Origin of the sequence: Halomonas sp. DP1Y21-3 (assembly GCF_019801245.1) — a bacterium.
Classification (GTDB): Bacteria; Pseudomonadota; Gammaproteobacteria; order Pseudomonadales; family Halomonadaceae; genus Halomonas; species Halomonas litopenaei.
This window is the reverse complement of record NZ_JAHVJM010000004.1, coordinates 73,763-87,003: the sequence shown is the minus strand read 5'-3', so window position 1 is coordinate 87,003 and position 13,241 is coordinate 73,763. Positions and strand designations below refer to the sequence as shown.

Annotated in this window: 13 protein-coding genes; 1 reads left to right on the top strand and 12 read right to left on the bottom strand. The window is 60.9% G+C overall.

The genetic code is table 11. The annotated features are described in order from the left end of the window. Window positions 1-4: 4 nt before the first annotated feature. Window positions 5-1,036 carry an HAD family hydrolase gene (locus tag KUV74_RS12595; protein ID WP_222516504.1) on the top strand — a complete coding sequence of 344 codons (1,032 nt, stop codon included), beginning with the start codon at window positions 5-7 and terminating at the stop codon, window positions 1,034-1,036. Between the two features lie 126 nt (window positions 1,037-1,162). On the opposite strand, the gene KUV74_RS12590 is transcribed toward KUV74_RS12595, so the two are convergent. The 12 genes from KUV74_RS12590 to KUV74_RS12535 form a co-directional block, all read right to left on the bottom strand. Further along, complete coding sequence (locus KUV74_RS12590) at window positions 1,163-1,483, bottom strand: hypothetical protein (RefSeq protein ID WP_222516503.1); 321 nt, start codon at window positions 1,481-1,483, stop codon at window positions 1,163-1,165. A 68-nt stretch (window positions 1,484-1,551) separates the two neighbouring features. Continuing rightward, complete coding sequence (locus KUV74_RS12585; RefSeq protein ID WP_222516502.1) at window positions 1,552-1,878, bottom strand: hypothetical protein; 327 nt, start codon at window positions 1,876-1,878, stop codon at window positions 1,552-1,554. Between the two features lie 9 nt (window positions 1,879-1,887). Continuing rightward, window positions 1,888-3,801 (bottom strand): prophage tail fiber N-terminal domain-containing protein, encoded by a 1,914-nt coding sequence (locus tag KUV74_RS12580; protein ID WP_222516501.1) that lies wholly within the window; start codon window positions 3,799-3,801, stop codon window positions 1,888-1,890. 39 nt (window positions 3,802-3,840) lie between these two features. Next, complete coding sequence (locus KUV74_RS12575; protein WP_222516500.1) at window positions 3,841-4,200, bottom strand: hypothetical protein; 360 nt, start codon at window positions 4,198-4,200, stop codon at window positions 3,841-3,843. Beyond that, window positions 4,193-4,579, bottom strand: coding sequence for a hypothetical protein (locus tag KUV74_RS12570; RefSeq protein ID WP_222516499.1), 387 nt, complete (start codon window positions 4,577-4,579; stop codon window positions 4,193-4,195). Before KUV74_RS12570 ends, KUV74_RS12575 begins: the two co-directional genes overlap by 8 nt. Further along, entirely contained in the window at window positions 4,576-7,914 is a 3,339-nt protein-coding gene (locus KUV74_RS12565) for a host specificity protein J (protein WP_222516498.1), read from the bottom strand. Before KUV74_RS12565 ends, KUV74_RS12570 begins: the two co-directional genes overlap by 4 nt. Further along, window positions 7,911-8,486 carry a tail assembly protein gene (locus KUV74_RS12560; protein WP_222516497.1) on the bottom strand — a complete coding sequence of 192 codons (576 nt, stop codon included), beginning with the start codon at window positions 8,484-8,486 and terminating at the stop codon, window positions 7,911-7,913. The genes KUV74_RS12565 and KUV74_RS12560 overlap by 4 nt, the downstream gene beginning before the upstream one ends. Continuing rightward, a complete protein-coding gene (locus tag KUV74_RS12555) occupies window positions 8,486-9,205 on the bottom strand; it encodes an NlpC/P60 family protein (protein WP_222516496.1) in 720 nt (239 codons plus the stop codon). Before KUV74_RS12555 ends, KUV74_RS12560 begins: the two co-directional genes overlap by 1 nt. A 436-nt stretch (window positions 9,206-9,641) precedes the next feature. Beyond that, window positions 9,642-10,352: a phage minor tail protein L gene (locus KUV74_RS12550; protein WP_222516495.1), complete on the bottom strand. Its 711-nt coding sequence runs from the start codon at window positions 10,350-10,352 to the stop codon at window positions 9,642-9,644. Then, a complete protein-coding gene (locus tag KUV74_RS12545; RefSeq protein ID WP_222516494.1) occupies window positions 10,349-10,705 on the bottom strand; it encodes a phage tail protein in 357 nt (118 codons plus the stop codon). Before KUV74_RS12545 ends, KUV74_RS12550 begins: the two co-directional genes overlap by 4 nt. Before the next feature lie 3 nt (window positions 10,706-10,708). After that, window positions 10,709-12,667, bottom strand: coding sequence for a hypothetical protein (locus KUV74_RS12540; RefSeq protein WP_222516493.1), 1,959 nt, complete (start codon window positions 12,665-12,667; stop codon window positions 10,709-10,711). An 86-nt stretch (window positions 12,668-12,753) separates the two neighbouring features. Next, window positions 12,754-13,056, bottom strand: a complete 303-nt coding sequence (locus KUV74_RS12535) for a hypothetical protein (protein WP_222516492.1) — start codon at window positions 13,054-13,056, stop codon at window positions 12,754-12,756. Window positions 13,057-13,241 lie beyond the last annotated feature (185 nt).

Sequence of the window (13,241 nt, the reverse complement as noted above, 5' to 3'; positions counted from 1 at the left end):
GGGCATGCGCGACGTATGCCCCTTTTTCTCGATCATTGAAAGGGATTTGACTATGCGACACCATCACCTTACACCACCGATCCTTACGGTCCTTTCGCTGCTCTCCTTTGCAGGGCTGAGCCACGCAGACCCGCTCCCCTCCTGGAACGACGGAGACAACAAGAAGCAGATCATTTCCTTCGTCGAATCCGTTAGCAATCCCGGTGGCGAACACTATGTACCGGAACCCCAGCGTATTGCAGTGTTCGACAATGATGGGACCCTTTGGGGCGAGCAACCTCTCTACTTCCAGCTCTTGTTCGCCATGGACCGAGCGGGCACGCTCGACAGCGACCTCCTTGCCACCGATGCACAGAGAGCCGCCGCTCAGGGGGATGCCCAGGCAATACTTGAACGGGGCGAGCAAGGGCTTCAGGAAGTCTTCGATCTTACCCACGCAAACCTCAGCGTTGACAATTTCAGCGACATCGTTTCTCGCTGGCTAGATGAAGCCCGACACCCCGAAACGAACCGCCGATACGACGACATGGTGTACCAGCCTATGTTGGAGCTTCTTAGTTTTCTCCGTGATAAGGACTTTGAGACCTACATTGTCTCTGCTGGTGGACTGCATTTCATGAGGGCTTTTGCCACTCAAACTTATGGCATTGAGCCTCAAAATGTTATCGGAAGCAGTACCAATACAGAAGTAGTCGATCAAGATGGTGAATTACTCCTGATGAAGACACCGGGAGTATCTTGGTATAACGATGGGCCGGCGAAAATAGAAGCTATTGATCGGCATATTGGACAAAGGCCTATTATAGCTGGAGGGAATTCTGATGGTGACGTGCCAATGATGATTTGGGTTACGGAAGGGGACGGGCCGCGCCTAGGTATAATGATTCATCATACAGATAGTGAAAGAGAAGCAGAGTACGATAGAGATAGTGAAATCGGGAAACTAGACAAGGGCCTCGATGAGGCAGCCTCTAGAGGGTGGTCTTTAATTGACATGGAGAGTGATTGGGACGCGGTATACCCATACGCTGATTAAATGTATTTGGCCGCGCCTTGGCCGCATGGTTTGATTGCGAAAAATTAGCTCGTCATTTGGGTGTTGCTCTCAAAATTTGCGGCCAAGAAGAATGGTGACTGGAAGTGTCTCCTCTGCCATCTCATGTTACTCCCAGCTGATTGCCTCAACCGCTTCCAATGTCTCGGCAGCCTTCACCTGATCCTCAAGAGCCTGGCGCCTTCCTGTCGCCAGGCCGCTTGCCTGCATCCAGGCATCGGCCTTGGCGATGATCCGCGTCGCTAGCTCGGTCTTGTCCATTCCCCGGCCAGTAGCCATGGCATCCATTAGGGGCGTGGCAGTGCTTGAGTCAGCCAAGAATGCCCGTGCCTCACGCTCCTGCTTGTCCCACGTCATCTGCTCCGACTCGGGATACTCGCTGCGGATGCTGGCCAGCTCGGCTTCGTAGGCCGTGTTGATGCGGCGCATGGTAGTCGCCTTTGCGTGGTCAAGCAGCTCTTCGGAAGTCGGCGCCGGCACCCAGTTCACTGCACCCATTAGATGGTCACCTCGCGTTCAGTCTTGGCCAGTTCGTACTCTGCCAGGCGGTCCTGGAAAGCCTCGTCGGTCTCTTCTTCGCCCTGCACTGGGACATTGCCGTACCAGCCCAACAGCGTGATAGTCAGCTCACCGTCGGCCTTAGTGGCCTGGATTAGCGGGTTCGGCTCCAAGGCGGTCTCGAAGTCACTGGCAGACCCGTCCGGCATGCCGGTGAAGTCGAAGGAGTCCTCGACTCCGTTGACGGTAACGTGTAGGACGTCGCCTTCTGCCCGGTAGCTGTAGGCGATGTCTGTGCTGTTCTGTGGCGTGAAAATAGCTTTCATAACTTCTCCTTATTTCCATCGACCTACGGCAAACGCGCGGAAGAATCCGCCCGAGTAGTTGCCGTTGTGCGAACTCATCGCATACATACTCATCTGAACCTTGGATCCAGTGTCATCGGACACAAACCAGATCAGGGAGCCCGACTTTCGGAACTCAAAACTTGCATAAGGAACGGTGTGAAAAGCTGAGGGGAACGTCCAGGTAATACTGAACGGGGATCTGAATAAGCTGCCCGAAGCTGTGTCTGTGGTTATATCTCTAGAGCCTGTAAATACACAGACCAACGTGCCATCGGCGAGCTTCAAAAAACTTCCATTAGTATTGTATCCAACCTCTAATATCCCACCTCCCGGGATGCCTCCAGTGTCATAAACACTGGAGACAATAGAGTTTGACGTGTAAATCAGCCGCCATTTTCCCCAGCTAAACGATGTTCCATTGCCTACCCTTACCGCCATCTTCCCAGAGCCGCCGGCAGTGGCCACCTGGGTCACGAACGTCCCACCGTGTCGGGATACGACAACAGCTCCACCTTCTCCTGAAAACCAGGGAGGTGGGGTTCCTGCGCTACCCGAGAAGCTGAAAATACCTGCGGTTTTCAGCTCGTCGATGTTGAGAGAGTCTACTGTCCACCCTTCGGCAACCCCCAGGCCAAAGGCTCCAACCTCCATGAGGTTGTTGGAAGCTGTGCCCACGTCCCGACTTGCCGCTGTGCCTGCATCCGAGATCGTGCTCAGGGTCTGCGAGCCTGTATGGTTCGAGCGCTGTACCGCGTAGGCCTGAGCCTCGCTAACCTTGGTGTCAGCGTGGTCCTTGGCGGCCTGCTCGGCGCTTGCCGCTGTTCCAGCGGGGTCTGCGCCAACGTCGCCCGGTACGAGCGTGACGGCGCCAGTTTTGCCGGCAACACTGGCTACGCTGTCGGTGTTATCGATTTTCGACCAGGTGCCACCGCCACCGCTCTCGTTGGGCGTCCAGAGCAGCATGTCCTTGTTGCGGTACTCGACACCGCCAACGGTCTCGCCATTCGCCGCGCCAGTGACCAGCCAGTAGCTGGCCCCGGTCGGCTCGGGCGGCAGGGAGCCGGTGCTCGCGTCCCAGGCGCCCTGGGCGACCATGGCGTTAACGGCACGCTGCCGGGAAACTTCCGCCCAGTGAGCGGCGGAGAACTGGGAGCCGTCACCCTCTGGCACCGGTGTATCGTTCGGGTATTGGGCCCAGTGTTGGGCTTCTAGGGCGGAGTCGCCGGCATCGTTTGCGTGCCCATCGGCGGCACTGGCGCTGTTCGCAGCGTTGCCAGCCGCAGTATCAACAGCCTGACGCTGGCTATCGATGTGATCGACCTGATCATTCACATAGGTGACGCGCCCGTCCATGTACTGTCGGTCATCGGATGTTGCTTGGCGATTGAGGCCTGTTTGTTGTCGATCGGCGGCCGTCGCTTGGGCGTCCAGCCCTGTCTGTTGCCTGTCTGCAGCGGTGGCCTGGGCGTCCTGACCTGTCTGGATTCTGTCTGCTGCCGTGGCTTCGGCATCGCTTGATGCTGAATCAGCGGAGCTTGCAGCCTCATCCCGGTACTCGCGGGCTTCGTCCACCAATGCCCGGAACTCGATCACGATGCCAGGCGTCAGGTCCTGTTCGCCTTGCCACTCGACCACCAGCTCGTTGAGATCGGTGGCGGTGGAGTCAGCGCGCACCTCCAGATTCTTGGCGAGCTCGAGGAATGACCGGCCTTGCATCACGCGCACGTCGTAGCGACCCACCTCGACGGAGATGGAGTAGTCGCCCTGGGCGTCGGTGATCGCCTCGGCACGAATGTGGTTCAGGACGGTGGCGGATGTCCTGACGGCGTCAAAGCGGATGGTCGCCCCGGGCAGCGGCTGGCCATAGGGGTCTTTCAGTACGCCGGTAAGCGTCACTGCCATGGTGTGTCTCCCACAAAAAAGTCCGCGCGTGGCGGGCTGTTAGAGTGCGTTGCGAAAGCGGGTCAGGGCGCGATGCATTTCGGCGGGTGTGCCTGATCGTCGAATATCGGCCTTGGCGGTGATGCGCGCTTCCTCAATGGTGCCAGCACGCTTTTCCCATCGGGTGCGAGCGCGCTTGATGCGCTGGCAGACCGTGGCCACGTCAGCTCCCGTGGCGTTTGCCTCAGCTTCGACCATAGGCCCCGACCCTTGTGCAGCCTCGGCCAGCTTGAGCTGGTAGACGGCGTCTTGGGCGGGCGACACATAGCGGGCCGCCTCGGCCTCGTTGTCCACCAATTCCAGATAGTGCCGCTCGGCCTCTGCCCGCGAGGAGAACCGGCGAATGCTCAACCTATCCATCGATCGCCACCTCCAGGGTTTCATCGAGGCGCCAGGCGGGGCCGACCAGCTGGATCTGGTAGGTGCCCGGCACGTCGACGTCGACTTGGGCGCTGTCGCTGGTGGTGACCATCTGTTGGCCGTCCATCGCCAGCAGGGTGCCAGGCTCCAGCCCGGTGATGGTGGCCGTTAAGCCCTCGACGGCAACCTGAGCATCTCGGCGCCGCTTTGGCTTGATCTGGCCGTCTGCCAGGTCCAGGTAGTGGCCAGCGTCGTCGAAGCCTGCCTCGACCTCGATATAGCCCTCGTCTTCTCCGCACTGCATCTCGACATGGTCTTCGGGGCAGTCTGTGACGCGCAGGATGGCACCGGTCAGTTCGCAGTAGATTGCGACGATCATCGCTTTTTGCCCTCTGCTGTCAGGGTGGATTGGGTGGAATTGACGGTGCCGGCACCGAGACACTCAATGGCAATAGTGACGCCATGGCGGTTGCCGACATCGAGGGTGCAGGCGTGGTTGAGCTCGCCGGTGCCCGTGGGAATCTCGAACCAGACACTGCCATCGACCTTCCAGCGGAAGTAGGGCCGGCCGCCGCCACCTGTCGCATTCGTTGCTGCGAAGTTGGCGAATACTCGGCCGCCCTCAGCATTGAGGTACACCGATAGCCAGCTGACCCAACTGCCGTTGCTGCTTCTTCCAGAGGTGCGTGACGTGCCGACTGGGATGGTCACCGCCTGCCCGGCAATCTGCAGCGTGTCGACCTGTGCATCTCCGATCTTGGCTCGCGTGATCGCTGCATTGCCGATCTTGGCGTTGGTGATGGCGCCGTTACGAATGTGGGCGTTCTGCACGTCGATGTTGAACAGATTGCCGTAATTCACATGGAGCTCATCGGCCTGGATGTAGCTGGCCTTCACCTTACCGTTCTCGACGATGAACGAGCCATCGGACGCCTTGAGCTTGGTGAACGTCAGGTATTGGATTAGCGCTTCTTTCAGGTACAGCGTGCCATCGGTGAAGATGAACGGGATCACCTCGGCGGCGCCGTCACCTGGCTGGGCGATGTAGAACCGGTCCGCCAGTACGCCGAAGTCGAAGACGTCCTGGTCATCGTCGTAGGCCGTGCCGAAGCCCGCCACTCGACCGCCGCCGGTCACGTTCAGCACATAGCTGGAGTTAAGCCCGTCGATGTTCTGGCTCAGGTCCGTGAACAGATCAGTCTGTTTGATCTGCCCGCTGATCACCGACATGATCTTGCCGGGGTCGTTCTCGGTGGTGGCCTGCACCGGGTACCAGCTCGAGACGCCGTAGGCGTTGATGCCGCGCACGTAGTAGTAATACGTGGTGTCGGGCTCGAGGTCGGTGTCGATCAGGGTGGGCGCCACACCGACGCGCACTGCATTCGACTCGATCAGTCCTGTGTCGAGTGCGACGTTAGAGCGCCAGAATTCCCACATCTGCCCAGGGTAGAGACCATTCGGGATCAGCGTGATCTCGAAGGTTCCCGTACGGATGTCCACGCTATCCGGCGGCGTCGGCAGCAGCAGGCCGGCCACGTTGGTGGTCCGGTACGCCCAGGGCGACGCGGAGCCGGTACCGGTGATGCCGCGGACTCGGATCTGCCATTCACCCGGCTCTGCATCGAGGATGTCGAACGACGTGCCCGGGCCGGTGAAGGCCTCACCCCATGACACGTCATTTGGCCCTTGCACCTCGGCAATGTAACGGACGACGCGAGCATCATCGCTGGGCGTCCAGCTGACAGTGATCTTCTGGTGCTCGGTGCCGCCGGCCAGGTACTTGGATGCCTCGACGGTAATGGAGTAGGGCGCCGCCACCGGGCCGGTTGGGATCAGCGTGTAATCCTCGTCCGGCAGGTTGAGGCCCTGCTCGACGCGATCGTACTTCGTCGGGTCATGCTCAACGGCGGTGATCTGGTAGATCGCCGTCTCCTGCTCAGCGACGGACAGCACCCGGAATTTGCGCGGTTCTACGTCCTGGCTCGACAGCATCCAAATGGCGCCGCGGATCGGCTCAGCTGAGAGCGGGCTGACCAGCTCGACATGATCGCCGGCGAACCGATCGACCTGCCGGCGCTCAATCCCCCCGGTGGGCAGCAGCACGTCCAGATACCAATCGCTGCCGCTGACCTGCTCGGGCACCTGGTCAAGCACCAGGGCGGAGAGCCCCGGGCGAACGATTCGGCCAGAGAGCCGGGCGCCGGCCGTGGTCGGGTCGTTGACTGCGATAATGTCGCCCGGACGCAGGTCGGCATGGTCGACGCTGGCCTGGTAGGTGATCGTCTCGGTCTCAGCGCGCTCGCTGTAGAGCATCCACTTGCCAAGGCGGTGCGCCTGGCCGCGACTGGTGCAGCCTACGGCGGTGACGTCGATCTGCTTCCAGCCGAATTGCTGGACGGCATCGGCATCCTCAACGACCTCGACCTGGAGGCGGTAGTTGTCGCCAGGGTCGTTCCAGCTCACCAGAGCGACCGAGTGCCTGGCCTTGAGCGCGGTACCGCTGTACTCGAACTCACCGTCGACGACATTGGCCGGTGACACCAGCTTGACCGGATCGGCCGGCATGTCGGCTGTCGCCATGACGGTATTGGCGCCCCAGTAGGTCATGCCACGGAACGCAGTCGCCAGGGTGTCGAGCGCCTTGATGGCTTCCTCTCGGCTCGACAGCACGGTGTTGAAGGTGAAGCGAGGCTCTTGGCCGCCGAAGCCATCAGGGATCAGCTCATCGCAGTATTGGGCGATCTGGTAGAGGCCCCACTTGTCGACGTTCTCCAGCCCGGCGCCGTACCGCTCGCTGGTGGCCAGATCGAGAAAGCACCACGCGGGGTTGTCGGTCCATGCCAGCTTGAACGAGCCGTTCCACAGGCCGGTGTATTCGCGAGTCTCGGGGTTGTAGTTGGTCGGCACCCGGACGATCAGGCCCTTGACGTCGTAGCTCCGCGAGGGGATCTGGCTGCCAAAATCCTGGGCATCGACCTCGAGCCCGACCAGTGCGGTATCGGGATACTGTAGCTTGGCGTCGATGATCTCGGTGTAAGTGGCCCAGTACGTCGCGTTGCGCAGGGTGGCGCTGCCGTTGTCGGGCGTCACTCGGCGCACGCGGATGTCCCAGGGGCCATCGCCGGTGAGCGGCACACGATAGGACCGCTGGTAGGGGCTGGTGGTCTTGCCCTTGATGATGTCGTAGCGCTTCTCGGACCAGCTGCCTCCATTGGGGCGAACATCGACGGCCACCGCCACCTCGGTGGGCAGCAGATCGCCATTCTCGACGTTCTGATAGCTTAGCGCCTGCACCTGGACGGTAACGCGAGCGGCATCGGCCTCCGGGTTGGTGACGGTGCGAATGACTGGCGTGGCGTTGGTCACCTCGGTCGATACATCGTTGGCAGTCTCCACCGCAGGGAAGCCGGCGATGTGCGACTGATCAGGCTCACCAGTGCGGGTGTGAACGGTCACGCCTTGGAAGTTAAAGTCGCCGCCCTCGTCCTGCAGCGGCGTCTCATCGAGATAGATGCTCTTGAGGCCATTGGTCAGGCCGACAATGGGGCCCTCGCCCAGCACGTCGATGATCCTGGCCTTGGAGGTGGAGCGAAGGGTGTTGGGCGCCTCGCGGGGCGTACGGGCTTCATCGCCGCCGCCCTTGCCGCCTTTCTCTCCGTACAGGGACTGCTGAACATCCTCTAGGTAGGCCTCGTCCATGGTGGGGTCGATCATTCGTCCAGCTCCTCAGCAGTCATGCCGGCAGATGCCACGACGCTGCCGACCTTCACGCGGCCGTAGATCACCGGCACCGGCAGGCCCTGGGTGCTGGTGTTGGTGGGTCCATCGAACAGGAAAGAAGGGCGCTCGTCGGGTCGCTCCCGCTCGCCGTAGTCGCCTGTCTGCGGGGTGGGCGACAGCATCTGTGCGACTCCACCCAAGGCAAGAGCCAGGCCGGCATTGAACATCCCGGGCCCGAAAACGGGGCCAGCCCAGAAGCTGGCAACCATCAGGACGGCGCCCGCAATGGTCTGCCAGATACCATCGCCCCCAGCTCCGGCGACCGCCGGGAGCAGATGAATCTCGGTTTCGTCATCCATGCCGACCATCAATCCCTCTTCGTCGAGCGACACGCCGCCATCGAGGGGGCCGCGCACGACGTGCCAGTCGCCATCACGAATGACAGCCTCGAAGCCTGGAACTTGGATCAGCAGCGCACGGATGGCCTCAGCAGGATCACGGACGTCCAACGAAAAGGACTCGCCGAAGCGAGCCCCAAGAAAGCCATGCAGATAGAGCGTTTTCATCAGTCCCTCGACGTGTGACGGAGCCAGTGGGTGATGTAGGGGAGCCAGCGGGCGGCCGGGTCTCGGCGCGAGAGCCGGGTGGGGTCGACAGGCTGCCGGCCAGACGGGTGGTGCAGGCATAGCCCGTTCTCCACCAGGACGCCGCCATGGTTGGGCACGTCGCTGCGAAGCTGGGCGAACCACATATCTCCGGGCATGGCCTCATCCGCGTCGATGACGCGGAATCCCGCCTGTTCGAACCCCTGGCGGTAGAGGTCTTGCCCCTTGAGCCACCATTCCCATGAGCGAGGGAACTCGGGAAGATCGATCTCCAGTTCCATCGCGTAGTAGTCGCGGATCAGGGCGTAGCAGTCGGTCACGCCGTGGACGAAGCCCCTGCCGACCAGCTCAGGCCGGTCGCCGCCGCCCCACCAGCGAATGGGTGTCGTGGTGTTGCCATCGGTGGCCACGATCCCCCACGGCACGCCCGAGGCAATCTGCCCGCGCATGTCGGCCTCGCTGGGGCAGTCCGGGTAGTCCGGGTGTGAGTGAACTATGGCCCGCAGGCCCTGGGCGGTGGCCGCTGCCATGTCGCGCTTGGCGATGGCGAAGGTGGATCGGGGGTCGTCTGCCACATTGGCTACCTGCCGGCAGCCATGGTCGGTGATCAACCACACTGCCTCATCGGGATAGGCGGCCAGGGTTTCAGCACGGATCTGCGCCTGATATTGATCAAACATTGACGCTCCGTTAAATGCTGGATAGCGACAGGGTGGGGATATACCCAGTTGCAGGGTGACAAGGGTAGAGCGACGCTTGTTGACTCACCCATCGCAGTGGAGAGCGTCATGTCGCCTGAACAAAAACTAATGCTGCAGCAGGCCGCTATGTTTGGTGTCATCTTCGATATGCTGAAAACAATCGATGAGCCACGGGCTAGGGCAGCAATGGCTACCGCGCTAGAGTCCTGCGCCATGCAGGGCTGCGGGGACGACATTCCAAGGTCGGTTGCGGAAAGCCTATTCCCCGGCCTTACGAAGAGTTGAACCGGGAACCCTCTCAAACTCATGGAAAAGCGAGGTCTTCTTTATGGCCTCGCAAATTCTGAGCAGCATTTGCGGGTCACTACCGCTGTATGGTTCATGAGTGCTGATTACATTTGCCATGGTCATTCTCCTATCGCACCCGGCCAACGCCGGGGAATGCTCGTGTTGGTAATACGCCGTTCTGCCCGAACCTCAACCGGCAGTCGCTCAACCGCTTGCCGCACACATCGCGCCCCATACCGGGCAGGGCATCTGACCCATCAGCCTCCCACTCGCCGGAGCCAGAATAAGGGCAGGTCACGCCCTCGTAGCGGTACTGGGTGCCATCAAACCAGCGGTAACGATGCGTGCACGAGTCCCGCAGGATCTGCCGGTGGGGAATCATCCGGCCTTCCTGATCCATCTGTACCGACAGCTCAAACTGGATCTGCCGGCGGTTCTGTAAGGCCTTGCGCTCGATCACGTAGTAGTCGATCGGGAATAAGGCCTCGGGGTCGGGCGCCGTGCCGTCATCCAGGTGCCGGCGGTAGGTGCGCAGGCGCTTGACCGGGGCGCCGACCAGGTCGTCGGCACTGATCACCAGCGACAAAAACGCGAGCTCCATGGCGGTGACCGTGAGTGTCGGCCGGGGAAGGGTGCCCTGGCCGTTCCACTCGAAGCCCTCGGCCTTGATCGGCACCGGCTGGTACTCGTAGCCATTGAACCGAACTGGGCCGCCGTCGATCGGGTAGGGCGCGAAGCGCAGAATGCCATCACCGTAGTTTCGAGCATCAAGCTCAAACATGGTGACGATCGCATCTTGCTCTAGGCGCTGGGCATCGGAAGCGATGATCTGGCTCATAGCCCGAAGTCCTCGGTGAACGTGGCTGTCAGGGTATGCCGCTTGAAGGTGTCCTCGGAGACTTTAGGGTGCTCTTTGCAGACCACGCGCCATGCCTCAGGCTCACCGGAGACCTGCCACAGGAAGGCATAAACACCCAGGCGTTGCAGCAGGAAATCCCGCAAGCGCTCCATCTGCTCTTGGGTGATGAGACTCCACGTCACGGTCCACTCTCGCCTGGACGAGTTGATACCGGCGGGGCGACGCTGCTCATACCCGTCACCAAAGCTCACCGCATCCACAGCAAACGAGCCGCCGCCGGTCAGCCCATAATCAGGCTCCCGGCCAATATCGGGGAGGACGTCGATCTCCATGGATTACCTCTTGGCGAGCAGCCCGCCGGGGCGCATCTGGTTTTGAATGACTTGAACCATTGTTGCTTCAAGGGCTTTACCCGCAGCGCGCCCTTGGCGTTCTGCGTCTCGATCGCTTGTGCCCGGCTGTGCCTGCACGGTGATGGGGGCTTGAATGTTAATGGTGGTAGCAGTAGCAGCCGGAGTGGATTGCTGTGACGCTAGGAACCGATCGAGCTTGTCAGCCTGGGGTGAAGTCATAACGCGCTCACCCCCATCTAGCAGCCAGGTGCCTTCCCGGGGAACGCGGTCAATGCCATCGTGCGCCTGCCCAATAAAGGTTGCCCCGGTATCGATGGCTGAGGTGAAACCGCCTTGGACAGGGCTGCCCCCGCCGAAGGCCCTGGCGCCTAATGAAAGCGCGGTTCCAAGCCAGTCCACCGCAGGCTCTGTGATGCTCTTGCGAACCGCAAGGCGAGCAATGTCCTCGGCAATGCCGGCCAGGACTTCTCGGAAACCCTCGCCACCCACGATGGCGTCCTCGAACGCGCTGGAGAAGGTCAATCCGAGATCACGAGTGAGGTCGTCAGTCTCCTTGACCTTCTCAGCCAGCCCGCCGGTGGCGATCTGCTCCATGAAGCCGCCGGTCAGCTCAACCGAATACTGTGTGCGTAGTCGCTCCTGGGCGTCTGCGAGATTCAGTGTGTCGTCGGCTGCGGCCTTGAGATCGAGCAGATCGAGTTCTTCGCGATACAGGCGGTGTGCGGCCTCCAGCGGATAGAGCCGGTCGAGAAGCGTCTGCTGGGTCTGTGCCAGTTGTTCCTCTTCTCGGATACGCTCACGCTCTGCTTTGGCCAGCTCCCGCTCTGCTTCGGCCCGCTCTTTGCTATTGAGGCGGGGAAGAACAAGCTCCTCTGGGTCGGGGCGATTGTCGCTCCCCGCCTCCGACATCAGCTCCTCGCGCCTCGCGCGCAGGGCGATGAGTTCGGCGAGGTCATCCTCGGTTTGTCCTGCTGCCGCTCGGATCTCGGCGCCCAGGGTGCCGGTGCCCAAGGCGCCGCCGCCAGCGCCGATGCCACGGTTGACTCGGTTTTCAATCTCAGCGATTTGCTCATTGATCGCTACCAGGCTGCGCATCTCGTCAGCATTGCGAAACGTATCCATGAGGACGTTGAAGCGCTGCGCCAGGTACTCGACACCGCCGGCAATCCCCTCCAGGGAGGACTTCATCAAGTTGTCGAACTGAGACACCGCGCGCGATGTTTCGGTCGTCAACAGCGCCCCAAGGTCGGAGAACTCCGATTTGATGTCCTTGAGCCGGTCGATCTCCAGTCTCGAGAGGATGCGGCCGCTCTTCTGCGCCTCATCACCAAGCCGTCGGAACTCCTCGCCGCCGTTGCGAAGCAGAGGAATCAGAGAGGTGGCCTCGTCGGCCATGCTCTCCATGTAGAACGTCATCTCTTGCTGGTTCAGCCCCGCTTTCTCGAGGCTGTCATAGTAGAGCTGGAGCGCCTGGGGGCCAGACAGGTTGCGAAACTGCTCAGCGGTGACGCCAATCTTGGGGGCGATATTGTCGAAGAAGTCGGCCATCTCACCGGAGCCGCTTTGCAGGAACTCGCCTACACGGTCATTCACATCCTTGAGGATGTCTGAGACCTTTTCCTGTTCGATGTTGTGCTGACCAGCGGCATAGGTCATGCGCTGGAAGCTCTCTACGCTGGTATTGGCTAGGCCGGCCATGCGCTCGATCTCGACGGCGGCATTCGAGGCGTAGTTCGCCATGACGCCCATGGCCCCGCCTATGGCACCAAGGCCTACCGCTGCGCCACTGGCCAGCCTGACAGCCTTGCCGATGTTGTAGAGGGATCGCTGGCTCTTTTGCCCTTGGCGATCCACGCTCTCCAGCTTGCGCTCGATGCGCGACAAGGAGCGCTCCCCGTTTCGGCTGTCGATCACTAACTCGAGGCGGCTGGAATAGGGCATCACAATCTCCAGGCATAAAAAAACCCGCTCAACGGCGGGTGAGTACAAGTGAGGGGAGGTATCGGTGAGAATCAATGCGGGAGGACTTACTCCTGCTGCATACAGTGGAGATAAAACACGTTCCCGAACTCGGTTCTCTGGATCTTTTGGTATTCCTCGGACCTTGCCGCTTGCCGCTCATAAGCCATGTTGATCATCGCCGTTATGTACGGAGAGCTAGGGCCGTCCTGAGAGGTCAGGTCTACCACTTCGCGGATCGGGGTGCCTGCCTGACGATGCCACATGATCTCCTCGGCAAGCTGCGACCGCACGCTGCAAGCATCATGGTCGGCAGCTGTTACCTCCCCCGTCAGAAGCGCGGCGGCCGCAAGCGTCAGCCATCCCTTCATGTTGTTATCCCCTGCTTTCCATGTATGCCCAGTCCATCTCCCGAATGACAGAGATGAATTCATCCGATGAGCAGGGTAGCACCATCATCTGACGCAAAGCAGCCATCTCAGACAACGGTATGGGCCGGATGGTACCGAAGCCAGCAGGCCTTGAAGGGGAGAGCAGGTCGAACAGATGCAGCCAG